Source organism: Bradyrhizobium sp. Ken51, assembly GCF_055807435.1.
Window position 1 is genome coordinate 58,105 of the sequence record NZ_JBVVPB010000007.1, and the last position, 26,643, is coordinate 84,747.

Sequence of the window (26,643 nt, forward strand, 5' to 3'; positions counted from 1 at the left end):
CGCCTCCTCACCATGAGGATCGATCAGTTGGCCGCGCCGTTCGGCTCGTTGCTGTTGGCGGGCGCGGCCTTGGCGCCGCCCTTGGCGACACCCACCAAGGCGGGACGCAGCACGCGCTCGCCGATGGTGTAGCCGGCCTGCATGACCTGCACGACGGTGCCTGCGGGCACCGACGCATCGGGCACCTCGAACATCGCCTGCTGGAAGTTGGGGTCGAACTTCTGGCCCAAGGGGTCGAATTTCTTCACGCCGTGTTTTTCCAGCGCGCTGAGCAGCGAGCGCTCGGTCAGCTCGACGCCTTCGATCAGCGAAGCCAAGCCTGCATCGGCCGCCGCACGGGCTTCGGCCGGAACGGCATCGAGCGCGCGCTGGAGGTTGTCGGCGATGTCGAGCACGTCGCGGGCAAAGCCCGTGACGCCGTAGAGCTTGGAGTCTGCGACCTCCTTGGCGGTGCGCTTGCGCAAATTCTCCATCTCGGCCAGCGTCCGCAGCATGCGATCGCGCGCCTCGGCGGCTTCCTTCTGCAGGAGCTCGACCGAGCCGGGCTCGGGATCGTCGGGCATGATGTAGGGTTTTGACACCACGGGCTCGCCGGCCGCAGCACTCGTGTCTTCGGGTTGCCGGTCTCGATCGGTCATCGGCTCTCTTTTCGCATTCGTCTCAGGGGGTTTCTGGCCCGGATATCGTGCTTCGGGCGCCGAAAATCAAGCGCCCGTGATCGGGAGAGACGCCGGTCAGCCCCCCAGGAGCCGGCTGACGATGCGGGCAGCGTAGTCCACGGTCGGGATCACGCGGGCATAATTCAGCCGTGTCGGCCCGATCACGCCCAAAACGCCGACGATATGGCCGGCGGCATCCCGATAGGGCGAGATGATGGTGGACGAGCCCGACAGCGAGAACAGCTTGTTCTCACTGCCGATGAAGATTCGCACGCCTTCCGCGGTTTCGGCCCGGCCGAGCAGGTCGATCACGCCACGCTTGGTCTCGAGATCGTCGAACAGCAGGCGAACGCGCTCGAGATCCTCCAGCGCATGCAAATCTTCGAGCAGATTGGCGTGGCCGCGAACGATCAGCTGGCGATCCTCGTTTTCGCCGCCCGACCAGCTGGCGATACCGGCCGAGATCACCTTGTGCGTCAGCTGATCGAGCTCGGTCCGCGCCTCTCCGAGCGCGGTCTCGAGCTCCAGCCGGGCCTCGGCCAGGGTCCGGCCACGGATACGTGCATTGAGGAAGTTGCCGGCTTCAGTCAGCGCCGAGGATGGAACCCCCGGCGGGAGCGTCAGCACGCGGTTTTCGACCTGCCCGTCCTCGCCGACCAGGATCACCAATGCCTTTTCCGGTTCCAAGCGGACGAATTCGATATGTTTCAGCCGCGCATTGGATTTCGGCGTCAGCACGACGGCGGCTGCGCGGGTCAGGCCGGAGAGCCGCGTCAATGCCTCCTCGAGCGCAGCCTCCACCGATTGCGCGTGGCCGACGGAGGTCAACTGGCTCTGGATCGCCTGCCGTTCACTATCATTGAGGTCGCCGACCTGCATCAGGGCATCGACGAAGAAGCGCAGGCCGAGTTCCGTCGGCAACCGGCCGGCGGAGGTGTGCGGGGCGTAGATCAGGCCGAGCTGTTCCAGGTCGGCCATGACGTTACGAACCGAAGCGGGCGACAGCGGCATGGCGATCAGGCGCGAAATATTGCGCGAGCCCACCGGCTCTCCGGTCGCGAGATAGCTTTCGACGATTTGACGAAAGATGTCGCGGGAACGCTCGTTGAGCTGGGCGAGGCCCGCGCGCGGCGCGATCAGATGGATCGGATCGTGATGGGCCACAGACGGTAACTCCTCTCAGATACAGGTAATTTGTCTATCCCTGGGGCTTCTGACAAGCGTGGCGTTCGCGGATTGAAAATCGGGGGTGGACAAGGCCTCGATCTTCCCCCTTGCCGCCCACCCTCACCCCACCTACAAGCACCGCCAACAGCCCTTTTCCGAGAGTTTTGGAGGATTTCCCATGCGGCCAAGCCGCCGTGCGCCCGACGAATTGCGCCCCGTAACGCTGGAGCGCGGCGTGGTCAAATATGCGGAAGGCTCGTGCCTGGTGAAATTCGGCGACACCCACGTGCTGGTCACCGCCACGCTGGAAGACCGCCTGCCGCCATGGCTGAAGGGCCAAGGCCGTGGCTGGGTTACCGCCGAATACGGCATGCTGCCGCGCGCGACCTCGGAACGCACCCGCCGCGAGGCCTCCGCCGGAAAGCAGAGCGGCCGCACCGTCGAAATTCAGCGCCTGATCGGCCGCTCGCTTCGCACCATCATCAATCTCGAAGCGCTCGGTGAGCGCCAGATCACGGTCGATTGCGACGTGCTGCAGGCCGACGGCGGCACCCGCACGGCCTCGATCACCGGCGCCTGGGTCGCCCTCGCCGATTGCATCACCTGGATGAAGGCGCGCAACATGGTCAAAGCCAATGTGTTGCGCGACAACGTCGCCGCGATCTCCTGCGGCATCTACAAGGGCACGCCCGTGCTCGACCTCGACTATGCCGAGGACTCCGAAGCCGATACCGACGCCAATTTCGTCATGACGGGCGATGGCCGCATCATCGAAGTCCAGGGCACCGCGGAACGCGAGCCGTTCACGGAAGCCGAGTTCCTGGCGCTGATGGCGCTGGCGCGCAAGGGCGTCGCGCGTCTCGTGGACTTGCAGAAACTGGCGGTAGCGTAGTCAATAGGCCGATGCATCGCCGAATCACCGGAAAGCTCGTCATCGCGACCCATAATCCCGGCAAGCTCGCCGAGATAAAGGAGCTGCTCGCGCCTTACGGCATCGACGCGGTGTCAGCCGGCGAATTAGGCCTTCCCGAGCCGGAAGAGACCGGGAACGATTTCCGCAGCAATGCCGCGATCAAGGCCATCGCGGCAGCGCAGGCGACGAAGCTGCCGTCTTTCGCCGATGATTCCGGCATCGTGGTCGACGCGCTCGACGGCGCGCCCGGCATCTACTCGGCGCGCTGGGCCGGGCCGAACAAGGATTTTGCCGCGGCGATGGCACGGATCGAGCGGCTGTTGCAGGAGCGCGGCGCGATCACGCCCGCCAAACGCAAGGCGCATTTCGTTTCCGCGCTCTGCGTTGCATGGCCCGACGATCATCTCGCAGAGGTCGAGGCGCGCGTCGACGGCACGCTGGTGTGGCCGCCGCGCGGCACCGCCGGCTTCGGCTACGACCCGATGTTTTTGCCCGACGGCCACAGCCGCACTTTCGGCGAGATGGAGAGCATCGAGAAGCACGGCCTGCCGCCGCTCGGTCTCGGCCTGTCGCACCGTGCCCGCGCCTTCGTGAAACTGGCGGAGATCTGCCTTGAGCCGCGCTAAGGAAGCCTTCGGCGTCTACGTGCACTGGCCGTTCTGCCTGTCGAAGTGCCCCTATTGCGACTTCAACAGCCACGTTCGCCACGCCGCGATCGACGAGGCGCGTTTTGCGTCAGCATTCGCACGTGAGATCGAAACGACCGCGCAACGTTCGCCCGGCCGCGAAGTCACCTCGATCTTTCTCGGCGGCGGCACGCCCTCGCTCATGCAGCCTGCAACCGTCGGCGCTGTGCTCGACGCCATCGGCAAGCACTGGACCGTGGCGAAAGACGTCGAAGTCACGCTGGAGGCAAACCCGACCAGCGTCGAGGCTACGCGCTTCGCCGGCTATCGCGCCGCCGGCGTCAATCGCGTCTCGCTCGGCGTGCAGGCGCTCGACGATGCCTCGCTGAAGGCGCTCGGCCGCATGCACAGCGCACGCGAGGCCCTCGACGCGGTTGCCATCGCGCGCCGCTCGTTCGATCGTTATTCGTTCGACCTGATCTACGCCCGTCCCGACCAGACGCCGGCGATGTGGGCCGATGAATTGCGTCTCGCGATCGACGAGGCGGCCGAGCATCTGTCGCTCTATCAATTGACGATCGAAGAAGGCACGCCGTTCTTCGGCCTGCATCAAGCCGGCAAGCTGAAGACGCCGGATGAAGCGGTCGCACGCGCGCTCTACGACGTCACGCAGGAGACCTGCGACAAGCTCGGCCTGCCCGCGTACGAGATTTCAAATCACGCGCGGCGCGGCGCCGAGTGCCGGCACAATCTGGTCTACTGGCGCGGCGAGGAATATGCCGGCATCGGCCCCGGCGCCCATGGCCGGCTCGATATCGATGGTATCAGGCACGCAACCGCCACCGAGAAGCGTCCCGAAGCCTGGCTGATGCGGGTCGAGACCAACGGCCATGGCAACGTCACCGACGACCTCCTCAACAGCGAAGAGCGCGCCGACGAATTTTTGCTGATGGGACTTCGCCTCGCCGAGGGCATCGACCCCGAGCGCTACCGCGCACTGTCAGGCCGCTCGCTCGATCCCAAGCGCATCACGCTGCTGCGCGAAGAAGGCGCGATCACGGTGGATGCAACGGGTCGGCTGCGCGTGACCAGCAGCGGTTTTCCGGTGCTGGACGCAGTGGTCGCGGATCTCGCGGCGTAGCGAGCTGTCGTAGGGTGGGCAAAGCGAAGCGTGCCCACCATTTTTACCACATGTGCAGAAAGATGGTGGGCACGGCGCGCAAAGCGCGCCTTTGCCCACCCTACGGCACCGTCGTCTTGAGCTACGCTCCAAAACTTTTCGGCGAGCCCGCCACCGCAACGCCGCCGCCCGTCGTGACCTTCATCACCGCCAAGCCCCGCTCGTTCGTCCCGTCGGCGCGGAAGCGGAACAGGCCGTCGATGCCGGCAAAGCCGGAGGGATTGGTGAGCACGTCCGACGAAAAGCGCGTCGTGCCCTGCGTACGCGCCAGCGCGGCGACCAGTGCGACGGCGTCATAGGCGAGCGTTGCGGTGCGCACGGGCTCGGCGCCGTATTTGGTGCGATAGCGGCCGGAGAAGGCGCGGAAGCCGGCCGGGTCTGGCGCGGCGTAAAGGCCGCCCTGCAAGCTTGAGCTGGCATAGACGCGTGGACTGTCCCACAGGCCGGTGCCGAGCAGCTGGATATTGCGCAGATTAGCACCCGCCGAGCTCATCGCATCGGCGACCGAGACGACGGCGTCGCCATCATCGGCGATGAACAGCGCATCGGCGCTGCCGAGCTGCTGCGCCACGGTCCGGGCCGGCGTGGCGCGATCGGCGCCGTATTTCTCGAACGCGACGATGCGCCCGCCGCGGCGCGGCACCGCCGCCTTCACCGCGGCCTCGACCACATTGCCATAGGCATTGTCAGGCACGAGCACGGCGACGGAGCGCTTTCCGATGCTGGCGGAATATTCGACGATGCGGTTGACGTCGGACTCCGGCAGGAAGCTCAGCAGATAGACACCGCGGCCGGCGATGCTGGAATCGGTCGAGAACGCCATCACCGAGATGCCGCGCGTGCGCGCGATCTGCGCCACCGCGGGCACCGACTGCGCGAACAGCGGCCCCAGGATGATCTCGGCGCCCTCGTCGACCGCCTGCTGCGCACTCGCCTGCGCGCCCTGCGGGCTGCCATTGTCGTCCTTGATCAGGAGCTGGATGTTGGGATTCTGGAACTCGGCCAGCGCCATCTCGGCGGCGTTGCGCATCGACTGCGCGGCAAGGCCGGCATTGCCGGATGCCGAGAGCGGCAGGATCACGGCAACCTTCACCCCGCCGGTGCCGGCGGTGGTCGCCTGTTGCGGCGGGCCGGCCGGCTGGGCCGGAGGCGGGGAGGAACTGCTGAACGGATTGGAGAACTGGCTCAGGCTCTGCTGCACGCCGGCGCAGGCCGACAGCAGCGGCGTACCGAGCAACAGGCCCAGCGCGCTTCGCCGGGTTGCCCCCGATATCAGGGGCCCCTGAACGGGAGACTCCTCCGAAAAGGAAGATCTGGGATCACGTGGGCCCGTCATGACAGTTTCTCTTCTGACCGACCGTCGCCAGCCGCTCACGATATTCTTTCCACGACACCAGCCATGGATTCAGGCATATTGTCGGCAAATAGTTAACTCAAACAAAAGGATAATGCCCGCTTAACGCGGCTTCCTCTCAAGTTCTGGCTAGCTGTCCGCCGTCCGTCACCCAGCATCAAGGCGGCGTTTCCGCCGCGAATATGGCGCTGACGCTTCATTCCCTTGGGAATGTGATGCCGAATGGATCACATTCCAGTCCTTCCTCGCCCCTTGCCTCGCCCTTGCCCAGGCACGATCTTTTTCCGGGGACCGGTTCCCAGCCCCGGGGATCATGCCTAAGTTCGTCTGATTATGCGCGCAAAGCCGTCCCCGATAAATACACCTGAGACGATGGAGCCCGCCTCGCGCGGTTTCTCCATCGACGCCCATCGGCTTGCTGCGCCGAAGGCCGCGCCGGGCCTGCACCTGGTCGCGACCCCCATCGGCAATCTCGGTGACATCACGCTGCGGGCGCTGCAGACCCTCGCCGGGGTCGATATCATCGCCTGCGAGGACACCCGGATCACGCGGCGCCTGACCGAGCGCTACGACATCTCCGCGCAGCTCAAGCAATATCACGAGCACAACGCGGAAGCGGCCCGCCCAAAGATCCTGGAGCGGCTTTCGCAGGGCGGCTCGATCGCGCTGGTGTCGGACGCCGGCACGCCGCTGATCTCGGACCCCGGCTACAAGCTGGTGCGCGAGGTCTGCGCCGCCGGCCACGCCGTCTACGCGCTGCCCGGCCCGTCCTCGGTGCTGGCGGCGCTGTCGGTCGCAGCGCTGCCGACCGACCGCTTTTTCTTCGAGGGCTTTCTGCCGGCGAAATCGGCCGCGCGGCGGTCGCGCCTGACCGAGCTGGCGCGCATCGATGCGACACTGGTGATGTTCGATTCCGGCAACCGCGTACAGGACACGCTCGCCGAGCTGGCCGAGATCATGGGGACCCGCGAAGCCGCGATCTGCCGCGAGCTGACGAAACTGCACGAGCAGATTTCGCGCGCGACGCTGCGTGAGCTCGCGCGCGATGCCGACACGCTGGAGACGCGCGGCGAATTCGTGCTGGTGATCGCTCCGCCTGCGGCGGATGCCGAGATGCTGACATCGGATGCGCTCGACGACGTTCTGCGCGAGCAGCTCGCCGCCAACAGCGTCAAGGATGCGGTGGCGCATGCGGCCGCGCTCTCGGGCCGGCCGCGCCGCGAGGTCTATGCCCGCGCGCTCGAGCTTGCCAAAGATCTGCGGGGCGGCGATGGCGAAGACTAACGTCCCGGCGGAACCGAAAATCGCCTCGCCCGAGCGCGTCGCCGCGTTTCGCACCGGCGTCTCTGCGGAAAGCCGCGCCGCGGCCTATCTCATGGCCAAGGGCTACCGTATCCTCGCCAAGCGCTTCCGCACGCCGCATGGCGAGATCGACATCGTGGCGCGCCGCCGCAATTTGATCGCCTTCGTCGAGGTCAAGGCGCGCGCGACGCTGTACGACGCCGCCTTCGCGGTGACACCGCGCCAGCAGCAGCGCATCATCGATGCCGCCCAAGGCTGGCTCGTCGCGCATCCCGAGCATGCGGAATTTGAAATGCGATTCGATGCCATGCTGATTGCGCCGCGGTCACTTCCACGCCATGTGTTGGCGGCATTCGACGCCTCGACCTGAAAGGCAGACCATGAAACTGAACGTCGCCGTCCAGATGGACCCCATCGCCCGCATCAACATCAAGGGCGATTCCACCTTTGCGCTGCTCCTGGAGGCGCAGAAGCGCGGCCATGGCCTGTCCTATTACACGCCCGACAAGCTCTCGATGGTCGGCGAGGAGATCGTCGCTCCCGTTCAGCTGCTCACCGTGCGTGACGAGCCGGGCAACCATTTCACCCTGGGCGAACCCAGGCGCGAGGCGCTCAACGGCTTCGACGTGGTGCTGCTGCGCCAGGATCCGCCGTTCGATCTCGCCTATATCACCTCGACGCACCTTCTCGAACGCATCCATCCGAAGACACTCGTCGTCAACGATCCCGCCTCCGTGCGCAACGCGCCGGAAAAGCTGTTCGTGATGAACTTTCCGCAGCTGATGCCGCCGACGCTGATCTCGCGCGACCTCGACGAGATCAACGCTTTCCGCGACAAGCATGGCGCCGTCGTGATGAAGCCCTTGCACGGCCATGGCGGCGCGGCGGTGTTCCGCGTGATGCCGCAGGACATGAATTTCGGCTCGCTGTTCGACATGTTCTCGGTGACGTTCAAGGAAGCCTGGGTGATCCAGCAGTTCATTCCCGAGGTGAAGCACGGCGACAAGCGCATCATCCTGATCAACGGCGAGTTCGCCGGCGCGGTGAATCGCGTCCCGGCCGCCGACGACCTCCGCTCCAACATGGTGCGCGGCGGCGCCGCGCAGGAGACCGAGCTCACGCCGCGCGAGCGCGAGATCTGCGCCACCGTCGGTCCGGCGTTGCGCGAGCGCGGGCTGTTGTTCGTCGGCATCGACGTCATCAACGGCAATCTGACCGAGATCAACGTAACCTCGCCGACCGGCATCCGCGCCATCGCGCGGCTCGGCGGACCGGACGTTGCCGCAAAGCTCTGGGACGTGATCGAGCGGAAGCGGACGAAGTAGGCATTGGCCCGTAGCCCGGATGGAGCGCAGCGAAATCCGGGATGCCACACCATCTTCAGCGGCCCCGGATTGCGCTTCGCTCCATCCGGGCTACGTAATGCATGCGCGGCATCACCTCACCCATCACTAACGACCCATTCACCATGACGCGGCGCGCATCATTCGAACGCAGCGGCAGCACTGCGTGAAACTACGGGGCCAGTGGCCGACCGGCTAACGCGACGTTCACCATCTGCCGAAAGACCACAGCGCGGCCGTCGATCACGTTCGGCCTCGCAACACCGCTTATACTTTTACTGCCTACTCATCGACACGGGGAACCCGCCAGGTGCGGTTCGAGTGCCCCGCGTAAGAGTAGAAGCGTATGAACACCGCACGCATTGTCGTTCTCGTCATCGCACTGGGCGCCGGCGGCGTCGCTGCGTATCTGGCGAGCGGCTATGACAACAAGCCCGCGCCCGTTCTCCCCGTCGCCGAGAAGCTGCCGACGGTCGAGGTCCTGGTCGCCAAGAACGACATCCAGCTCGGCCAAGCCGTGAAGCCCGAGGACCTGCAATGGCAGGTCTGGCCGGCGGCGACCGCGAGCAGCGCCTTCATCCGCCGCGACAACAGGCCCGAGGCGCAGACCCAGATCGCAGGCTCGATCGCACGCGTGCCGTTGATGCAGGGCGAGCCGATCCGCGAGCAGAAGCTGGTCAAGGCCGACGGCTCCGGCTTCATGGCCGCGATCCTGCCGTCGGGCATGCGCGCCGTCTCCACCGAGATTTCAGCCGAGACTGCCGCCGGCGGCTTCATCCTGCCGAATGACCGCGTCGACATCATGCTGACCCGCCGCCTGAAGAATCCTGACGGGGCCGGCGGTAACGACCTCATCCTGTCCGAAGCGATCCTGACCAATATTCGCGTGCTCGCGATCGACCAGGCGCCGAAGGAAAAAGACGGCCAGAACGCCGTCGTCGGCAGGACCGTCACGCTAGAGCTCAAACCCGACCAGGTCGCCACGCTATCGGCAGCGCGCCAGGGCGGCACGCTGACACTCGCGCTGCGCAGCATCGTCGATGCCAACTCGATCGACAGCGCGCCCGAGGACCAGGCGAGCAAGCGGTCCGGCGGGGTCAACGTGATCCGCTACGGCGTACAGGCGCGGCAACTGACGTCACAGAAGTGATGGGGATATGATGAACTTTGGGGATGATCGGACGAGCATGCGCATTCGGGGGAATCGCGCACGCTCGTTCTGGACGGGGACGATGCTGATCCTGGGGCTCCTCGCAGCCCCCGATGTCGCCAGCGCCGCAGATGCACCGGTCGGCGACCAGGCACCGATGCAGGCAACGGATCTCGATCTGTCGCCGGTCGGGACGATCGTGCCGGCGAAGACGCGCTTCCTGTCGCTCGGCGTCGGCAAGTCCGCCGTCATCGATCTGCCGCGCGACGTCAAGGACGTGCTGGTCGCCGATCCCAAGATCGCCAATGCCGTGATCCGCTCGGCCCAACGCGCCTATATCATCGGCGGACAGGTCGGCCAGACCAACGTCGTGTTCTTCGCCGCCGACGGCCAGCAGGTGGCCGCCTACGACATCGCGGTGAAGCGCGATCTCAACGGCATGCGCACGGCACTGCGTCAGGCGCTGCCGGGCGTGCAGATCGAAGGCGTCGGCGACAGCGTGATGCTGACCGGCTCGGTGTCGAGCCCGGTCGAGGCCCAGCAGGCCGGCGACGTCGCCGCGAAACTGGTCGGCGGCTCCGACAAGGTGGTCAACAACATCGTCGTGCGCGGCCGCGACCAGGTGATGCTCAAGGTCGTGGTCGGCGAAGTGCGCCGCGATATCGTCAAGCAGTTGGGCGTCGATCTCAGCGCCAGCCTGAACGCCGGCACCGCGGTGGTGAACTTCAACAATTCCAACCCGTTCTCGGTCAGCGGCGGACCGATCGTCAGCAACAACGGATTAGGTGTCGCCGGCCTCACCAAGGGGTTCGCGACCGTCAGCGCCACGATGCGCGCGATGGAAAGTGCCGGTGTCATGCGCACGCTCGCCGAGCCGAGCCTGACCGCGATCTCCGGCGAATCCGCCACCTTCATCGCCGGCGGCGAATTCCCCATTCCGTCGGGCTACGCCTGCGATCCCGTCACCCACGTTTGCACCACCCAGATCACCTACAAGAAGTTCGGCATCTCCCTGAACTTTACCCCGGTCGTGCTGAGCGAGGGCCGGATCAGCCTGCGGGTGATGACCGAGGTGTCCGAGCTGTCGAACCAGAGCGCCATCACGGTTACCCAGGCGCTGTCCTCGACCTCGACCAACTCGATCACCATCCCCTCGATCCAGACCCGCCGCGCCGAAACAACGCTGGAAATTCCCTCGGGCGGTTCGATGGCGATGGCCGGCCTGATCCAGCAGCAGACCAAACAGGCGATCAACGGCCTGCCCGGCGTCGACCAGGTGCCGATCATCGGCGCGCTGTTCCGCAGCCAGGACTTCGTCAACAACGAGACCGAGCTGATGGTGATCGTGACCCCCTATGTGGTGCGCGCGGTGGCTCAGAAGGAACTGTCCCGGCCCGACGACGGCTTCGCGCCGGCGTCTGACGCACAGACAGCGCTGCTCGGCCGCATGAACCGCCTCTATGGCATCGCTCGCCGCGTCGATCCGATCCCGGGCACGCCGGGTGATTTCGGCTTCATCATCGACTGATGACGAACGGACGGCTTGGGGAACGGGGCAAGAGACGGGGCAAGAGGGGATAAAGCGATGACGAAGACCATGGCCGAGCGACGTCACAAGTTGAGCGTCGCGCTGACGCTGACGGGGCTCTCCGTCATGCTGGGCGCCTGCAACACCACCGGCGAGATCGTCACCCAGACGGTGCCGACCGACTATCGCCAGCGTCACCCGATCGCGGTCGAGGAAGCCAAGAAGTCGATCGTGATCTTCGTCGGCAAGGCTCGCGGCGGCCTCTCGGCCGCGCAGCATGCGGACGTCGCCGGCATTGCCCGGGACTGGGTGCGCGAAGGCACCGGCTCGGTCGTCGTCGACGTCCCCGTCCACGCCGCGAATTCGCGCGCGGCGGCAGCGACCTATCACGAGATCCGTTCCGTGCTCGCATCCGGCGGCGTGCCCGCGCGTGCCATCGTCCAGCATCCCTATCGGCCCGAGGATCCCGGACTGCTGCCCACCATCCGCCTGAGCTATTCCCGGATCGCCGCGGTCGCCGGCCCCTGCGGGCTGTGGCCGGAAGATATCGGCCCCTCCATCCTCGACCCCGGCTACAACGAGAACCGGCCCTATTTCAATCTGGGCTGCGCCAACCAGCGCAACCTCGCGGCAATGATCGACAATCCGGCCGACCTCGAGCAGCCGCGGTCCGAGACGCCCGCCTATAACGCACGGCGTGACATGGCCTTCGAGCGCTATCGCAAGGGGACGCCGATCGCGACCATGAATCCAGACGCCGACAAGGCCAAACTCAGCGACACAGGCAGATGACACGCGTCCACGACGAAGAAGCGGACGATCCGCAGCACCCCGAGGAACACATTGCGCCGGTTCCTCGCATCTCCGTGCAGGCCTTTTGCGAGACCGAGCAGACGCTCGCCGCGGTGACCGCGGCCGGGCAGGATCGCCGTCTCGCCAAGGCGCATCTCACCGCCAAGGACGGTGGCCTCGCTGCGGCCATCGAAGTCTATGAAACGATGCCGACGCCGAACGTCATCGTGATCGAATCCGACGGCACGCGCGACATCCTCGAGGGCCTCGACGATCTCGCCGGCGTCTGCGATCCCGGCACCCGTGTGGTCGTGATCGGCAATCCCAGCGACACCGCGCCCTATCGCGAGCTGGTCCGCCGCGGCGTCAACGACTATGTGGTGGGACCGGTCGAAACGCTCGACGTCGTCCGCTCGATCTGCAGCCTGTTCTCGGCATCCGAAACCATCATCACTGGCCGCGTCATCGCGGTGGTCGGCGCCAAGGGCGGTGTCGGCGCCTCCACTGTCGCGCACAATGTGGCATGGACCATCGCCCGCGACCTCGCGCTCGATTCCGTCGTGATCGATCTCGACCTCGCCTTCGGCACCGCGGGTCTCGACTACAACCAGGACCCGGCGCAGGGCATCGCCAATGCGGTGCTGTCGCAGGATCGGCCGGACACGGCCCTGATGGAGCGCCTGCTCTCCAAATGCACCGAGCGTCTCAGCCTCCTTGCTGCGCCCGCCACCCTTGACCGCGTCTACGATTTCGGCGCGGAGGCCTTCGACGCGGTGTTCGACACGCTGCGCATGACCACGCCCTGCATCGTGCTCGACGTTCCCCACCAATGGTCGGGCTGGACGCGGCGTGCGCTGGTCAACGCGGACGACATCGTGATCGTGGCCGAGCCCGATCTTGCGAACCTGCGCAACACCAAGAACATGCTGAACGTGTTGAAGGCGGCGCGGCCGAACGACCGGCCACCGCTCTACTGCATTAACCAGGTCGGCATGCCCAAGCGGGCGGAGATCGAGGTCAAGGCATTCGCCAAGACCATGGAGAGCCAGCCGATCGCGGTGATCCCGTTCGATTCGAAGCTGTTCTCGACCGCGGCCAACAACGGCCAGATGATCGCGGAGGTCTCCAAGAGCCACCGCACCACCGAGCTGTTCCAGAACATGGCGAACCGCCTCGCCGGGCGCGGCGAGGTGAAGAAGCCGAAGCGTTCGCTGCTCGGGCCGCTGCTGAAGAGGCTGAAGGGCAGGTCGGGGCGCGGGTCAGCCCCGCATCGCAAGGCGTCCTGACCAAGGATCCTGATCGAGGCGTTCTGACCAAGACATCCTGACACGCGCGCGGGCGGGTTACTTCTCGGCCCGCTGCTGCTTCTTCACCAGCAACTGCCGCAGCGCCGTGACCTTTGCCGCCGCTTGATCCGGCGGCAGGTCCGCCTTCACCATGGTTTCGGCCTCGGCCTGCTTTCCTTGCAGTCCCAGCACGAGCGCGAGATTGGCGCGCACGCGGGAATCGGTGGGATTGCGCTCGTGCGCCCGGCGCATCGTTTCCTCTGCCCGCGGCAGATTGTTCTGCAGCATGTACGACAGTCCGAGATTGGACAGCACCGACGGCTCGTCCGGCACGATCCTCAGCGCGGCGGCGTAGTATTGCTGCGCCTCCTCGTTGCGACCGAGCTGATCCAGCGCGGCGCCCTGCGCCGACAGGATATGCCAGTCGGGATCCTCGGGCGAATGCGCGCGGCCGAGGACGTCGAACGCCTGCTGGAAACTGCCGCTGTCGGCAAGCGCGCGGCCATAGCCGGCGAGCAGCGCCTTGTTGGTGGAATGGGCGAGCACGGCCTGCTCCAGCACCGCGAGCGCCTGCGCGCGCTGGCCGGTCTGGCGCAACGCCTTGCCGTATTCGAGTGCGACGTTGGGATCGCCAGGCTTGGCGCGATAGCGCTCGCGCAGCGCATCCATGTCCGGCCTTGCTTCCGGCTTGGCCTCGGCCCTGCCAGCCGTTTCCGACTTTCCGCCGAGCGCGCCGGTGACGTCCTCGATGCCGGTGGTCTGACAGCCGCCGAGGGCCAGGATCAGAAGCGCGGAAAACAGATATCTCGCCGGAGGAGAGGCGACGGACGAACGCTTGGACATACTCTGATCACTCGGCGACTGATCAGAGATGCTTACCGATTAACGCTAAAGTCCCGTTAAGGCGGGCCGCTTCCGATAGCTCAGTCGGTGAATTCAGCGCCGAACTCGCAGCCGATGCGCCAGCGCAGGCGGCACTGGCGGGAATAGTCGGGCGCGAAGATGATGGTGAATTGCGGCGGCACTTCCAGAAATTCCGCGACGACTTTCACGCCGCCATCCGAAATATCCGTGATCGTGCAGTCCCGCGGCAGCGAACCCGCGCCAAAATGAATCTTGGCGAGCCGCGTGCACATCCTTCGTTCGCTTCTCCGGCGATTTGCAAGCATTTGAATTGTTCACCCGTTAGACCACGGCCCATCCCGCAGCCCTAGGAGTAGCGGACATTCGTTGGAATGTGCTGAGCAGAGCAGTTTGCATTCGAGGCGTAGTGTCTTCGTCGTGTTTACGATGGGTTAGGGCCTTGCGGCCCCCCTCGGCACGTTCCCGTATTGTTCTTGCCATGAGGGGTGCGCTCTGCTACCCCGAATTGCGCAAAAGGGCAGGCTGGTTCGGGCATGGTTCAGCGGGTTTCTACCGTCGCCTTTGAGGGGATCGAGGCCCGCGCGGTCGACGTGCAGGTGCAGGTCGCGCCGGGTCTGCCGGCCTTCGCGATCGTCGGTCTCCCGGACAAGGCGGTGTCGGAAGCGCGCGAGCGGGTCCGCTCGGCGCTGATCGCCTCGGGGCTGGCGCTGCCGGCGCGGCGGATCACCGTCAATCTCGCGCCCGCCGATCTGCCCAAGGAGGGCAGCCATTATGACCTGCCGATCGCGCTCGGGCTGATGGGAGCGATCGGCGCGATCCCCCCGGATGCGCTGACCGGCTTCACCGTTCTGGGTGAGCTTGGCCTCGACGGATCGATTGCGCCGGTGGCCGGGGTCCTTCCCGCCGCGATCGGCGCCAATGTGCGCGAGGAGGGGCTGATCTGCCCGGCGGCTTGCGGCTCGGAAGCGGCGTGGGCGAGCCCGGACATCCAGATCATCGCCGCAAGTTCACTGATCCAGATCGCCAACCATTTCAAGGGAACGCAGGTGCTGTCGCGGCCGGTGCCGAAGGTGCATGAAGCAGCAAGCTCGCCGCTCGACCTGCGCGACATCAAGGGCCAGGAGAGCGCCAAGCGGGCGCTGGAGATCGCGGCCGCCGGCGGCCATCACCTGCTGAGAAGAGGCTACATTTACTGAAGGACAACTTGAATCGACTAATATCTAATCATGAACAAGGCATTTTCCTACATCCGTTTTTCGTCTCCCGAGCAGGCACGGGGAGACAGCTTCGAACGTCAGAGCGTGATGGCGCAGGAGTGGGCCGAAAAAGAAGGCTATGTAATAGCGAAGACCTGGAAAGACCTCGGTGTCAGCAGTTACCGCGGCGCCAACGTCAAGCGCGGTCAATTCGCGGAGTTCCTTCGCGATGTCGCTGCTGACCAGTTGCCGAAGGGATCAGTCCTGATCCTGGAGAGCCTGGACCGCATGTCGCGTCAGGAGCCCGAAGATGCCCTGATGGTCTTTCTGGCCATCATCAAGAAGGGCATCGGAATCCTGACGCTGTCGGACCGGAAGCTCTATACCAAGGCGACCATGAAGCAGGACCGGTCGATGCTGTTGATCACCCTCATGGTGATGACCCGGGCCAACGAAGAGTCCGCTCTGAAGGGCCAGCGGGTGGCGGCGGTGTGGGCGCGGAAACGCCTAGCTGCGCGCGAAAAGTCCGTCCCCCTAACGGACCGGATTCCCGGATGGCTCATCTGCGAGCGAGACGCGACCGGCCGGCGGACGTTCACGCCGGATGACAAGAAGGCCGCGGCCGTCCGTCAGATATTCGAGCAAACGGAGCAAGGATTAGGGCGCAGGGCAATCGTCAAGAATCTGAATCGTGGTGACGTGCCTTCCTTTCTCTCTCAGTCCGGCTGGCAGCCGTCGTCCGTGATCAAGATCATCCGGAGCCGCACGACGGTCGGCGAATACCAGCCGCATCGCCGGGACGAAGACGGAAACCGAATCCCGGACGGCGACCCCATCAAGGGCTACTATCCGGCAGTGATCGACGAAGCCCTCTGGAATCGGGCCAATGCCGCCGTGGCTGTCCGCTGCAAGAACGCAGGTGGCCGGCCAAGCGCCGAGGCGGCAAACCTCCTCCGCGGTCTCGCGCACTGTAGCTGCGGCAAAAGGATGCTGTTTCTGAACAAGGGCCCCCCGCCCAAGGGCGGCCGGTACTACGTCTGCTCGGCCGCGGTGCGCGAACACGAGTGCGACAACAAGCGGCTGTGGAATGCGAAGGAGGTCGAGAGGCACCTCCTCCACCAGATCGATCCTAGGCGCGTGTCCGAGGCGTTCGAACCCTCGGATAAGCGGACCGGACCGTCTCCCCTGGAGCGGTGCGACATGCAGATTGCCGAACTGACCGCAAGGAAGCAAAGGACATTCGATCTCCTTGTCGACAACGAGGACAGCGTTTTGGCTCCCGAACTCAAAAAACGGGCGGAAAGCCTGCTCGAGCAGATCCAAGACAAGCAGAGGGCGCGCGAGATCATCGCGAAAGCCGAGCGGGACCGGCCGAGTCTTGCGGGCACCCGAGCAGCCATCAGCTCTGTAGGCGCTTTGGTCGCGAAGCTGGCCAGTGCGCCCGAAAAGGAAAGGACGGCGCTTCGGGTCGCCTTCATCCAGCAGATGAGGGCCGCGTTCTATGAGGTCGTGTTTCACCCACACGCCATGGTGGGTCTGATCGAGCTACCGGAGAAGCCCAGGCGCCGAAAAGGGTTGTTGCCGTCGAGATTCGTCGAAGTTCGCGTGATCGATAAGGTCGAACGCTTCTTCCTGTACCACCGGTTCTTCGGAGACGATCCGGAGGAGCTGGCCGATCTCGGTGGCGGCAAGGGGATTGTCAGTCCGCGCTTTGCGTGAGCGCGGGGCAAATACGGCCCGATGTCGCCCGCGACGCCAGGCCGAGGCACGCGCCGTCAATTCTGAAGGGCGGTTTGCGCGGGAAGTCGGCCGCGATTACGTGCAAAAGCGTGTCCACCGCTCCGTCGTGACGCTGCAGCAGGCCAAACCTGCAGCTGGCGGTCGCACAAGACCGTCAAGCAAAGCGAGAACGAACTCTCATGATGTCCTTCAAGGAATTCATGGCCCGCCGCAGACGACCGCAGGTCCTGGTGATCTACGAATACGGGGACCTGCAAGCCGCGGCGAACGCGAGCTATCTGATCGAAGGCGGCAAGACTTGGGATATCGACAAGAAGTGGAGCGTCCGGCAGGATCGCACCCACCACGATCCAACGACGACGCACACGCACATCAGGTTCAAGGGCAATGACTATGCCGTGCTGCATAGGGATGGGACGCCCAGTCACAACATGCCGGCAGACGGCGTGCCGAACTGGGTCATGGACCGGATCAGGAAGATGGGCCTGATCGAAAGCACGTTGATCCTCGAGGCCTCCGGCGACGGGGCAGCCGTTCCCGCGTGGGTGATCGACAGGGCCGAACTCCGGGCGTTCATCAACGACATGATCGGCAATCTGAGCCGGCGGAAATAGCCCTGTCCGGCGCCCTCGAACTCGTCGACCCTCTCCAACCTCGCGATTTCCCTCTTCGAGCCCCAGCGGGGCTCTCTCGAAGGCCGGACGGCCTTGCGAAATTTGGCCGTACCTGTGCGCCGGCCTTTCTTCTCGGTGACCTTGAAAGGCTGGCAGTCGTTCGAGCCAGCCGAGGTCGGTTCCGTCGACTGGAAAACCATCCTGAGCACCGTGCTTGCGATACCGCTCCTTCTTTACACACTTACCGAAAGATTCTGCTTGACGTTCGTTAGAGGTTACCTAAAGACGGGCGCACTTCCCTTACAGGATTACTGAATCAGGAGATTACCCATGCTTTCGCCCAACTTCACCACCCGCGTGCTGGACTTCTTCGCCCGGGACGACGTCCGCAATGCCATGACTGCCTCGATCGGCGCCGGTGTGCCCCCTCACGCTGGCACGACGCCGTTCGTCAACGCCGAGTTCCCGGACATGACCGATGCCGAGAAGACCACCATGGGCAAGCTGCAGCGGCAGGTGCTCGAAGGCATCGGCTACGCCCACGACCAGTACGACGTCCCTATCAAGGTCAACGAGTGCCAGTTCACCCGCGGCTCGACGTACGTCCAGCGGCTCGGCATGGCCGCCTGACGCAGCTTCATTTTCCCTGCAGCCTGAGGAGTCCCGAGAACATGTTGACTGCCACGCCCCCCACCCCCACCGCCGACATCGTCCGTCTCATCGACAGCATCCAGTCGGACCTCGAACGCCTCCGCGGACTTGTCCAGCCGCAGACCCTGGAATTCGACCCGAAGGACCCTCGCAACAAGACCGCCGATGGCAAGCTGACGCCGCGCGGCGTCGAGATCTGCTACCGGCTATTCGACGCCGGCAAGACCCGCTACGCCGTGGCCGAGGCCATGGCTATCGCCTTCGGGGCGGCCTCGCACCGTCACGAGACCTGGAAGAAGGCAGGCGGCACCGCCCGCGAGAAGGTCGCTCTTCAAGCCATCTGACTTCGACACCGACGCAATCCATCGGAACCGCTGACGACCGTCGAAGTTGCCAGACTCGTTGATCAAGGTAGGTAGACGGCCCACCGCCGGCCCCAACCCGCCGGTGGGTTTTTGTGAGTTGCGTAGTGGCAAAGCGTACAAAGGCGCCTCGGGCGAAACAGCCCGAGGTCCCTACCATGCCGGGCTTCATTGGGCCCCAACTAGCGACCCTGAAGCTGAAGGCGCCTTCGGGATCCCAATGGATTCACGAAATCAAATACGACGGCTATCGCATCCAGCTGCGGATCGACGGCGACGATCGCCGAGCCTACACGCGCAACGGCCACAACTGGATCAACAGATTCTCAAGAATAGCTGGGGCCTTCGATATCGAAGGGCAGGCCATCGTCGACGGCGAGGTTGTCGTCATTCATGAGGGACGCACGAACTTCTCCGAGCTGCAGGCAGACCTCGGCAGGGGCGATCAGGACCGTCTGATCTACTTCGCATTCGACCTGCTGTGGCTCGGCGGTAAAGACCTACGCAGGGAGCCGCAGATTGAGCGGAAGAAGCTGCTCAAGGAGCTGCTTGAGGTGCACAAGCTCGAGGACCCCGTCTTCTACAGCGAGCATCACGAAGGGGACGGTCAGGATCTGTTCGCCGCGGCCAGCAGGTTGAACTACGAGGGCATTGTCTCCAAGCGCGTCGATGCGCCCTATCGCTCGGAGCGGGTTGAGGTCTGGCAGAAGATCAAGGTCGTTCAAAAGGGCAAATTCCCCGTGGTCGGCTTCATCAAGGACCCGTCCGGCGTGGCCGCGCTTTATCTGGGCAAGAGGGAAGGCAAGGACCTGGTCTACATGGGGAAAGTCGGCACGGGATGGAGCCGGACGACCTCGGCGCAAATTCGCAAGGCGCTCGATACCGTAGTCAGTCCAAAGCAGAAGCTGACGAAGACCATTCGGAAGCCAAAGGCAACCTGGGTGGAGCCCAAGTTTTATGCCGACATCGAATACCGTGACATCACCTCGGAAGGTCTTCTGCGCGCCAGCTCCTTCAAAGGGCTGAGCAAAGGAACGCGCCGTTCATAGCCGCGTTTTCGTGCGCGTGTGTGGAGTACCAGTCATGGATCCGGAAAGGCGAGTTTCGAAGGCCTTGGCGGAGGCACAGAGCATTCTGGCCAGGTATGTTGAGCCTGGTCCGAGAGATTGCGAGCGGACCATAAATCAGCTGCTGGACGTGCTCGACGACGAAGCCGTCGTGCAGGCGGTCGAGGAATCGAAAATGGAAAAGCCCACCGCAGAACAAATCGCCGAACTCAAGAGGCTCAGCGCGATAGCGCGGGTGCCGGATGAATCGGAGATCGTCACCTCGAAAGAGGAGGCTGAGATCCGGATCCGCGACCTGAAGGACAAGGCACGGATGGAATGATGCCCGACGAGCCGATGAATGGCGTCGAGCCCGAGCGCTGCGAAGATGACATCCAGCCCGAAGAGCTCGGTCCCCGCGGCGTCGCCGAAAAAAAGAACACGCCAAAGGACGTCGGCCCAGGTCATCCCCCATGAATCCGATGGATGCATTCGGTCCCGATATGCCGCGTCGCGTCCATGACTAAGTCAATGACCAGATGTTTGAATGGAATCCTCGGTGGGCGCCGATGTTTCGCGAACTACGGGACGAAATGGGATGAAGGCGTCGTGGCTTGGACGGCCTATTGCTCGACGGATGGGCTCCGATCATGCATGACCACCCAAGCGGCCGCTGACTGGCATTGGGCAGATTAGGGATAGGGCATCCATGTCGCCAGCGAATGCTGCGTCGCTGACGGTGGTTCGATCAGGCCCGCCAACAGCTTCTTTGGGGAACCCCGCGAATCCTTCAAGCGTTGCACCGCCATCAGACTCCCGGAAGGAGAAGCAGATGGTGGCGAAGAAGAAGACCGGTCGTGGTCGGAAACAGGACCGCGCCCGAGTGGCTAAAGGCCAGGACTACGAAGTGCGATACGAATCCAAGAAGACCGGCCGCTCGGCGTCGGCGGTGAAGAAGGCCGTGAAGAAGGTCGGCAACAGCCGCAAGCGTGTCGAGAAGCGTCTCGCCCGCTAGGCAGAGGCGGCCAAGCAAACTCGTCAGACGCGGCTGGAAAAGCGGGTAAACGCGGTCAGCGTCTGCAGCCGCGGCTCGACGTCCCGCAGGTAGATTTCGGTCCGCAGGAACGTGAGCTCGTCATCGAGCGCGGTCTCGCAGACGTCGATGTGCCAGGACTTCGGCCGACCGTCGCTGCCGTCGTTCCATCGGTACCCGCGCTTCTTCAGCGAATCCTTTAGCTCGAACGGCGACTGCTCGGCCCAGATACGGACCGTCTTCCGGCGTGCCCTATCGAGCAGGACCGCGAGCGCCGGCGCGCCGGTCGTCAGGAGCGTGAAGTCGAGGATCTCCAGCAAAGCGTGGCAGTCGTCTACGGCCCTGTGGGCCTGGTGAAAATATCCGGCTCCGTGCAGCAGGTAGCCGAGTTGCGCGCCGGCGAAGCCGTGGTGGCGCCAGTCGATCTGACTCATGCTGCAGCCCCAAGCCTTGTGCTCAAGCACGGGCCAGTAGCGTTCGGCGAATTTTCTGTCGAAGCCGCTGTTGTGGGCGATAACGATGACGGCACCTTCCACGAAGGCGGTCACGGCGGCATCATCGAATCTGTGACCAGCGACCATATCGTTGGTGATGCCGGTCAGCCCGGTGATCTCGGCCGAGATGGACTCTGACGGCTCGTTGAAGGCGGAGAACGTGTCGCGGACGCCGACGATGCGACCATCCGGGGTGTATTCGAACTTGACCATGCCGAGCTCGATGATCTCGTCCATGGCGTGATCGAGGCCGGTCGTCTCGGTGTCGAGCAGGATGCCGGTCCGGGTTTCCCGCCCTGACGCCGGCATTGACGTCGGCCGCGGCACCAGGCGGCGCAGCACGCGGTAGTCCGGTGACCTGGCCAAAGTATCGGCCATCGCGGCCAGATCGGTAGTGTCCTGAAGCATCGATTCCCAATGCAGCGCTGTGTTCGCGGACCGGTGTGACACAGGATGGCTTCACGAGGTACCGGGAAAACAGGGAATTCACGGCGTTTTCAGGTGTGCCGACTTCAATTGAGCCGCGTTGAGGTTGTCACGTCCCAGGAGCGTGTGGCGTGCGGGGGCGACCGGCTTTATTCTGCCTGCGCCGCGGCGTTCGGCGGCTTGTGACCCGCACGGAGTGTGCCCAGCGAGCTCTTCCAAAGGGGGCGGACGAGAGATTAGGAACGCGCGTCAGCCGGCGAAGTTTTGCGGGCCAAGGACAAGGATTCCGCCAATGGCCATTCTGCTTCTCTGCGGCGGTTCGGCTCTACTCTTGGGCGTTGCGGGTGCCATGATCTATTTCACGCGCGGGTCACTCCGATAGTGGCATGAGGGCCGACGGGGCCGCTTTTTTTAAACTAGCTAAATGCGGGAACCAACCAGCTTGCCCCCAATGCCGGAATGGAAGATTCGCTACTTGCCAAATTGCAGATCGCGCGGGAGGACAGTAGCAGGTTGCGCGATGAGGCCCGCGCGCTTCTCTCCGCTTTGAGAGAACAACGCGCACGTCTCCGGCTTGCACGGGCCGACTCGGCATCGGCCCGGGCGGAGTTGATCGCGAAGCGAGCAGATAGGCCCCTGTCATAGGCCCTAGCTGACCTGCCGCGCGCAACGGACCGCTTCAGACGCTTAGCCGTCTTGCCTAATCTCATTCAGCGTACCGCTCTCGCCTTCATCAACACGGAGAGATGCCCTCGCACGATCAAAAAGATGAGACTGTGGACCGGGCGTGCCGTGTCGGAACCAAGCACCGGCAGTCGTCTTGAATCGGAGCCACCTCAACGGAGTTCCGCGTATCATGGCCCCCCGCGCCAATTGGAAAGGCTTTCTGAGGCTCTCGCTCGTCACCTGCCCGGTGGCGCTGTACCCTGCCACCTCCGAGTCCGAGAAGATCAGCTTCAACCAGCTGAACCGGGCGACCGGTCATCGCATCAAGTACCTCAAGGTCGACGCCGACACCGGCGACGAGGTCCCCAACGAGGACATCGTGAAGGGCTACAAGGTCGATACCGACACCTTCATCGAGGTGACGAAGGAGGAGCTCGAGAACGTCGCCCTGGAATCCACCCGGACCATCGAGATCGACGAGTTTGTCGACCGCACCGAGATCGATCCGCGTTACCTGATCCGCCCCTACTACCTGCGTCCGGATGGCAAGGTCGGGCACGACGCATTCGCGGTGATCCGCGAGACCATCCGGGAGATGCACAAGGTGGCTATCGGTCGCGTGGTGCTGACCAACCGCGAGCACATCATCGCGCTGGAGCCGCTCGACAAGGGTCTGATGGGGACGCTGCTGCGCTACCCTTACGAAGTCCGCGATCCGGCCGAATATTTCGACGAGATCCAGGACGTCAAAGTCACAAAGGACATGCTCGATCTCGCCCGACATATTGTCGAGCAGAAGGCCGGTAACTTTGAGCCCGACAAGTTCGAGGACCAGTACGAAACGGCCCTGGTCGAGCTCATCAACCAGAAGCGCGCCGGCAAACCGATCGTGCCGAAGGATCGGCCGAAAGGCGAGAACGTCGTCGATCTGATGGACGCGTTGCGCAAAAGCGTCGGCGGCGCGGCGACGGAGAGCAAGTCTTCGAAGAAGCCGGCCAAGAAGGCGAAGAAGGCTGCGGCCGGCCAGAAGGAAATGCTAATGCCGATCGCGGGCAAGAAGCCGGCGAAGGAAGCAGGGGCAAAGATGCCCGCGGGCAAGCCGCAGCGAAGGTCCGCGTGACCCAAGATTAGGAGAGCGGCATGGATATCAAGGAAGCCTCGGCCATGACGGAAGCCTCCGGGCTGGTGAACGAGCAGGAGCAGGCCGCAGAAGCGCGTCGGCCGCGATCGATTCAAGACGCTGCCGCCGGTTGGGCGGATAGACTCCGGAAGGCTACCGTCGAGGCGCCGCTCCAATCGTTGGCCGTCGCCTTCGTGCTCGGAATGTGGTTTAGCCGCCGTCGGTGACTGAGAGCGGTGCCCGCCGGCTGGTAGTGTCTTCTAACGATCTTTCGAGCGACTGCGCCCCTAAGCAGGGGCAACCCCCGCCGATCCGCCGCGGTTTCGAGCAGATCTCATGCGGGCTCTAGCGGCATCGAGAACAGGAATCGGGTCTCCTCGGGCGATGAGGTCACGGTCAGAGTTCCTGCATGCGCCTTGGCGATTTGGGATGCGATGTAGAGACCCAAACCCAGTCCTTGGCGGCTCGCCCGCGCCTTCCCGCGAAAAAACGGCTCGAACAGCTTATCCATCGTGTCAGGCGGGATAGGCTCTCCTGCATTGGAGACCCAAAGCTCGAACGTGGCGCCGGCCGTAGCTGCATGAACGACGACGGGCTTGTTTGCCGCTCCGTGCGTCAGAGCATTGCCCAGAAGGTTGGACAGGAGCTGGCCGATACGGGTGCGATCGCATGGTACCGGCCGATCCATTGCGAAGTCGGTTTGGATTTCCCGCCCCGCGGAGGCCAGTCGGAGCTCATCGACGACCTGCGTCAGGACCGGTTCGAGCGGCTTGTCGGCATCTGTTTCCAGAGCGATGCCGCCGCCCAGCCGACCGCGCGCGAAGTCGAGCACGTTGTCGATCATCGCAGCCATCCGCATGATCGTGGTCTGCATCATTGCGATGATCTGGTGCTCTTTTTCGCTCTGCGCGGTCCGGTCGAGGATGCGCGCGCCGGCGCTGATGGATGCGAGCGGATTGCGAAGGTCGTGGCCGAGCACGGCGATGAACTGCTCGCGCAACTCGGAACTCTGATGCTCGAGGCGCAGCACTTCCTTGGTCGCCTTCTCGGCGGTGACCGCCAGCTCGCGGGCGGCCAGAAGCTCCTGTTCGTAGCGCCGCCGATCCGTCGCCTTGATCAGCGCAAGACGTATCAGCAGCAGCTTCCCGTCCGGATCGCGGCGCTCGTTCGCGTTCGCGATCATCTGCAGCGGGGTATCGTCCGCAGCGAGCATGTCTATGGCGAATTCGTGGAAGGAGCCCTGCATCCGCAGGAGGGGCATGATGTGCGTCTCATAGTAGATGCGGCCCGGGATCGTGAGGAAATCGCTGAAGCGCTTCCCGATCATCTGCTCCGCGGAATGCCCGCTCCACTCCAGGAAGGTCCGGTTCACCTGTTCGACGCGGCCGTTCGCCTGCACGGTGATGTAGCCGCAGGGTGCATTCTCGATCAGATCCTGGAAGTCGGGAGCGGAGTCGTCCACTAGACAAAGGTCCGCATCGCATCGACGACTTCGTCGGGCGCGCTGAGGTTGGGACAATGGCCGGTCGCCTTCAAAACGATCATCCGGCTTTTTGGAATGCTGCGGTTCACGTAGTCCCCGACCTCCTGGGACGCGATGATGTCCTCGCTACATTGCAGGACCAGGGTCGGAACGCTGACGCCCGGCAGATCCTTGCGGTTGTCGGAGGTGAAGGTCACGCGGGCGAATGCCTTTGCGATCTCGGGATCCGTTCGGCAGAAGCTGTTGGTGAGCTCGGCTCCAAGCTCTGGGCGATCCGGATTGCCCATGATCGCCGGCGCCATCTGCGCGGACCAGCCCATATGGTTGGATTCCAGAAACTGAAGGAGCTCCTCGATCTGCTTTGCGCTGAACCCGCCCACATAGCCTTCGTCGTCGATGTAGCGGGCGGAGGGGCCGATGAGCACCAGCTTGCCGAACATGTCGGGCGCCTTCTGAGCGGCGAGCACCCCGATCATGCTGCTGACCGAATGACCGACGAAGACGGCGTCCTGGAGATCTAGCTCGCGGCCGATTTCCACCACGTCGTCCGCATACCCGCCCAGGCTAGAATACTTGCTCCGGTCGTACGCCGACAGATCGGAGCCGCCGGCGCCCACGTGGTCGAACACCACCGTCTTGAAGTCCTTCTCGAAAGCGGGCGCCACAAACCGCCACATGTTCTGGTCGCAGCCGAAGCCGTGAGCGAACATCATCCCCCTGCTGCCGGCTCCCCGGACGTGGACATTGTTTCGTTCGATCACGCCCGACATCGGTAGCCTCTTCTTTTTTTCAGGAGGTTTTTGTCATCGTAGTCGCGGCCGAGTGGCTCGCCAACAGATCTCTTCCTGGACCGGCTGGGGTACCGGGGGGGCAAGGGGGATGTCTCGGATTTCAACCGAAGCTCGGCCTTTCCTTGCCCATCGTCCTGATGGCCTCGACGATACGGTCCGGATGGTACGGTTTGTGGAGTGTCAGACTATCCGGGACCGGCCTGGCCTCGACCGGGGAAAAGCCGGTCACGTAGATCACGGGGAGCCCCGGGTCGCGCTCTCGGCACCGCTCCGCGATCTGCCAACCGTCGATACGTCCGGGCAGCTTGATGTCGGTGACGAGAACGTCCGGATGTTTCGTTCGGCACAGTGACAGTGCCTCCTCGCCTTCTCCGGCCTCGATCACGTTCCAGCCTTCGTCCCGCAGCGCCTCGACTACGAATTCCCGAACGAGCGGATCGTCCTCGACTACAAGTATACGCACCGGACGACCCTCAAGACTTTGATTCGCAATCAGTTTCGAACGTCTGAGGTACGGGGAGGTTCCGCTGCTGCCGTTCTTGGTCGAACGGCTACTCCTCGGGCTGGCACTCCGGGCAGGTATCGCCGATCGAATCCAGCACTTCGCGGACTTCCACGACAGCCTGGTCCGGGGACAAGCCGTCAGGTGGCTGCTGCCTGGCGATATTCAGCGCGTGGTCCCGCGCATGGGGATCGGCGCGGTCCTTGGCCCAGCCGTGCTCCTCGCATTCGTGGATGGCGCCCGCCTCCTGCAGCACGTGGATCGCCCAGCCGCGCAGCGTCCGGGTCGCCTTTCGTCTGTCCTTCGTCATCAGCATCGAAACGACACCTGCCATGACGAATCCTTTAGACCGCCG

The 26,643-nt window shown here is 64.2% G+C and carries 30 protein-coding genes and 1 pseudogene; 21 read left to right on the top strand and 10 right to left on the bottom strand.

The genetic code is table 11. The annotated features are described in order from the left end of the window. Nucleotides 1-23: 23 nt before the first annotated feature. Both grpE and hrcA read right to left on the bottom strand, forming a co-directional pair. Entirely contained in the window at nucleotides 24-638 is a 615-nt protein-coding gene (gene grpE / locus AC0L27_RS14330; RefSeq protein ID WP_275168934.1) for a nucleotide exchange factor GrpE, read from the bottom strand. Between the two features lie 96 nt (nucleotides 639-734). Then, nucleotides 735-1,823 (bottom strand): heat-inducible transcriptional repressor HrcA, encoded by a 1,089-nt coding sequence (hrcA, locus tag AC0L27_RS14335; RefSeq protein WP_007598483.1) that lies wholly within the window; start codon nucleotides 1,821-1,823, stop codon nucleotides 735-737. A 181-nt stretch (nucleotides 1,824-2,004) separates the two neighbouring features. Between hrcA and rph the strand changes: the two genes are divergently transcribed. The 3 genes from rph to hemW are packed head-to-tail and all read left to right on the top strand — an operon-like array spanning nucleotide 2,005 to nucleotide 4,506. Beyond that, nucleotides 2,005-2,718: a ribonuclease PH gene (gene rph / locus AC0L27_RS14340; protein WP_027514789.1), complete on the top strand. Its 714-nt coding sequence runs from the start codon at nucleotides 2,005-2,007 to the stop codon at nucleotides 2,716-2,718. Nucleotides 2,719-2,729: 11 nt separating this feature from the next. Next, nucleotides 2,730-3,365: an RdgB/HAM1 family non-canonical purine NTP pyrophosphatase gene (gene rdgB / locus AC0L27_RS14345; RefSeq protein WP_473319487.1), complete on the top strand. Its 636-nt coding sequence runs from the start codon at nucleotides 2,730-2,732 to the stop codon at nucleotides 3,363-3,365. Continuing rightward, entirely contained in the window at nucleotides 3,352-4,506 is a 1,155-nt protein-coding gene (gene hemW / locus AC0L27_RS14350; protein WP_275168938.1) for a radical SAM family heme chaperone HemW, read from the top strand. The genes rdgB and hemW overlap by 14 nt, the downstream gene beginning before the upstream one ends. Before the next feature lie 121 nt (nucleotides 4,507-4,627). Here the strand turns inward: hemW and AC0L27_RS14355 are convergent, their stop codons facing one another. Then, entirely contained in the window at nucleotides 4,628-5,881 is a 1,254-nt protein-coding gene (locus tag AC0L27_RS14355) for a penicillin-binding protein activator (RefSeq protein WP_354205578.1), read from the bottom strand. A 351-nt stretch (nucleotides 5,882-6,232) separates the two neighbouring features. On the opposite strand from AC0L27_RS14355, the gene rsmI reads away from it, so the two are divergent. From rsmI to AC0L27_RS14390, 7 genes are all read left to right on the top strand, one after another. Further along, on the top strand, nucleotides 6,233-7,183 hold the full coding sequence (gene rsmI / locus AC0L27_RS14360; protein ID WP_275168942.1) for a 16S rRNA (cytidine(1402)-2'-O)-methyltransferase: 951 nt from the start codon (nucleotides 6,233-6,235) through the stop codon (nucleotides 7,181-7,183). Next, nucleotides 7,170-7,571, top strand: a complete 402-nt coding sequence (locus tag AC0L27_RS14365) for a YraN family protein (RefSeq protein ID WP_275168944.1) — start codon at nucleotides 7,170-7,172, stop codon at nucleotides 7,569-7,571. Before rsmI ends, AC0L27_RS14365 begins: the two co-directional genes overlap by 14 nt. 10 nt (nucleotides 7,572-7,581) lie before the next feature. Beyond that, a complete protein-coding gene (gshB, locus tag AC0L27_RS14370) occupies nucleotides 7,582-8,526 on the top strand; it encodes a glutathione synthase (RefSeq protein ID WP_354205575.1) in 945 nt (314 codons plus the stop codon). A gap of 364 nt (nucleotides 8,527-8,890) precedes the next feature. Beyond that, a complete protein-coding gene (gene cpaB / locus AC0L27_RS14375; protein WP_354205573.1) occupies nucleotides 8,891-9,694 on the top strand; it encodes a Flp pilus assembly protein CpaB in 804 nt (267 codons plus the stop codon). Nucleotides 9,695-9,704: 10 nt separating this feature from the next. Then, nucleotides 9,705-11,222 carry a type II and III secretion system protein family protein gene (locus AC0L27_RS14380; RefSeq protein WP_473319597.1) on the top strand — a complete coding sequence of 506 codons (1,518 nt, stop codon included), beginning with the start codon at nucleotides 9,705-9,707 and terminating at the stop codon, nucleotides 11,220-11,222. Between the two features lie 57 nt (nucleotides 11,223-11,279). Next, nucleotides 11,280-12,014: a CpaD family pilus assembly protein gene (locus AC0L27_RS14385; RefSeq protein WP_354205571.1), complete on the top strand. Its 735-nt coding sequence runs from the start codon at nucleotides 11,280-11,282 to the stop codon at nucleotides 12,012-12,014. Beyond that, nucleotides 12,011-13,300 (top strand): CpaE/TadZ family protein, encoded by a 1,290-nt coding sequence (locus AC0L27_RS14390; protein ID WP_354205569.1) that lies wholly within the window; start codon nucleotides 12,011-12,013, stop codon nucleotides 13,298-13,300. Before AC0L27_RS14385 ends, AC0L27_RS14390 begins: the two co-directional genes overlap by 4 nt. Before the next feature lie 57 nt (nucleotides 13,301-13,357). Here the strand turns inward: AC0L27_RS14390 and AC0L27_RS14395 are convergent, their stop codons facing one another. Beyond that, nucleotides 13,358-14,143, bottom strand: coding sequence for a tetratricopeptide repeat protein (locus AC0L27_RS14395; protein ID WP_354205567.1), 786 nt, complete (start codon nucleotides 14,141-14,143; stop codon nucleotides 13,358-13,360). An 80-nt stretch (nucleotides 14,144-14,223) separates the two neighbouring features. Further along, the gene (locus tag AC0L27_RS14400; protein ID WP_007598461.1) at nucleotides 14,224-14,469 is read right to left on the bottom strand and encodes a PilZ domain-containing protein; all 246 of its coding nucleotides are present in this window, start codon (nucleotides 14,467-14,469) and stop codon (nucleotides 14,224-14,226) included. Nucleotides 14,470-14,697: 228 nt separating this feature from the next. Here AC0L27_RS14400 and AC0L27_RS14405 point away from each other — a divergent pair. From AC0L27_RS14405 to AC0L27_RS14445, 9 genes and pseudogenes are all read left to right on the top strand, one after another. Beyond that, a pseudogene (locus AC0L27_RS14405) lies at nucleotides 14,698-15,348 on the top strand (magnesium chelatase domain-containing protein); the annotation flags it as partial. 42 nt (nucleotides 15,349-15,390) lie between these two features. Continuing rightward, nucleotides 15,391-17,079 (top strand): recombinase family protein, encoded by a 1,689-nt coding sequence (locus tag AC0L27_RS14410; protein ID WP_473319492.1) that lies wholly within the window; start codon nucleotides 15,391-15,393, stop codon nucleotides 17,077-17,079. Between the two features lie 200 nt (nucleotides 17,080-17,279). Beyond that, nucleotides 17,280-17,714, top strand: a complete 435-nt coding sequence (locus AC0L27_RS14415; protein WP_473319494.1) for a hypothetical protein — start codon at nucleotides 17,280-17,282, stop codon at nucleotides 17,712-17,714. A 330-nt stretch (nucleotides 17,715-18,044) separates the two neighbouring features. Then, on the top strand, nucleotides 18,045-18,344 hold the full coding sequence (locus tag AC0L27_RS14420) for a hypothetical protein (protein WP_473319495.1): 300 nt from the start codon (nucleotides 18,045-18,047) through the stop codon (nucleotides 18,342-18,344). Between the two features lie 41 nt (nucleotides 18,345-18,385). Further along, nucleotides 18,386-18,709, top strand: a complete 324-nt coding sequence (locus AC0L27_RS14425) for a hypothetical protein (protein ID WP_473319497.1) — start codon at nucleotides 18,386-18,388, stop codon at nucleotides 18,707-18,709. 176 nt (nucleotides 18,710-18,885) lie between these two features. After that, nucleotides 18,886-19,776: a non-homologous end-joining DNA ligase gene (gene ligD / locus AC0L27_RS14430; protein WP_473319498.1), complete on the top strand. Its 891-nt coding sequence runs from the start codon at nucleotides 18,886-18,888 to the stop codon at nucleotides 19,774-19,776. Between the two features lie 34 nt (nucleotides 19,777-19,810). Beyond that, nucleotides 19,811-20,116: a hypothetical protein gene (locus AC0L27_RS14435; RefSeq protein ID WP_473319499.1), complete on the top strand. Its 306-nt coding sequence runs from the start codon at nucleotides 19,811-19,813 to the stop codon at nucleotides 20,114-20,116. After that, nucleotides 20,113-20,250, top strand: a complete 138-nt coding sequence (locus tag AC0L27_RS14440; protein ID WP_473319501.1) for a hypothetical protein — start codon at nucleotides 20,113-20,115, stop codon at nucleotides 20,248-20,250. The genes AC0L27_RS14435 and AC0L27_RS14440 overlap by 4 nt, the downstream gene beginning before the upstream one ends. A 355-nt stretch (nucleotides 20,251-20,605) precedes the next feature. Further along, nucleotides 20,606-20,788, top strand: a complete 183-nt coding sequence (locus AC0L27_RS14445) for a DUF3606 domain-containing protein (protein WP_473319502.1) — start codon at nucleotides 20,606-20,608, stop codon at nucleotides 20,786-20,788. 23 nt (nucleotides 20,789-20,811) lie between these two features. On the opposite strand, the gene AC0L27_RS14450 is transcribed toward AC0L27_RS14445, so the two are convergent. Further along, nucleotides 20,812-21,708, bottom strand: coding sequence for a 3'-5' exonuclease (locus AC0L27_RS14450; RefSeq protein ID WP_473319503.1), 897 nt, complete (start codon nucleotides 21,706-21,708; stop codon nucleotides 20,812-20,814). 874 nt (nucleotides 21,709-22,582) lie between these two features. Between AC0L27_RS14450 and ku the strand changes: the two genes are divergently transcribed. Together ku and AC0L27_RS14460 are read left to right on the top strand one after the other, a co-directional pair. Beyond that, nucleotides 22,583-23,512 carry a non-homologous end joining protein Ku gene (gene ku, locus AC0L27_RS14455; protein WP_473319505.1) on the top strand — a complete coding sequence of 310 codons (930 nt, stop codon included), beginning with the start codon at nucleotides 22,583-22,585 and terminating at the stop codon, nucleotides 23,510-23,512. Between the two features lie 20 nt (nucleotides 23,513-23,532). After that, on the top strand, nucleotides 23,533-23,739 hold the full coding sequence (locus AC0L27_RS14460; RefSeq protein WP_473319507.1) for a hypothetical protein: 207 nt from the start codon (nucleotides 23,533-23,535) through the stop codon (nucleotides 23,737-23,739). A gap of 107 nt (nucleotides 23,740-23,846) precedes the next feature. Here the strand turns inward: AC0L27_RS14460 and AC0L27_RS14465 are convergent, their stop codons facing one another. From AC0L27_RS14465 to AC0L27_RS14480, 4 genes are all read right to left on the bottom strand, one after another. After that, complete coding sequence (locus tag AC0L27_RS14465; protein ID WP_473319509.1) at nucleotides 23,847-24,974, bottom strand: PAS domain-containing sensor histidine kinase; 1,128 nt, start codon at nucleotides 24,972-24,974, stop codon at nucleotides 23,847-23,849. After that, nucleotides 24,974-25,765: an alpha/beta fold hydrolase gene (locus tag AC0L27_RS14470; RefSeq protein WP_473319511.1), complete on the bottom strand. Its 792-nt coding sequence runs from the start codon at nucleotides 25,763-25,765 to the stop codon at nucleotides 24,974-24,976. The genes AC0L27_RS14465 and AC0L27_RS14470 overlap by 1 nt, the downstream gene beginning before the upstream one ends. Before the next feature lie 121 nt (nucleotides 25,766-25,886). Then, nucleotides 25,887-26,249, bottom strand: a complete 363-nt coding sequence (locus AC0L27_RS14475; RefSeq protein WP_473319513.1) for a response regulator — start codon at nucleotides 26,247-26,249, stop codon at nucleotides 25,887-25,889. An 88-nt stretch (nucleotides 26,250-26,337) separates the two neighbouring features. After that, complete coding sequence (locus AC0L27_RS14480; protein WP_473319599.1) at nucleotides 26,338-26,604, bottom strand: hypothetical protein; 267 nt, start codon at nucleotides 26,602-26,604, stop codon at nucleotides 26,338-26,340. Between the last annotated feature and the right edge of the window lie 39 nt (nucleotides 26,605-26,643).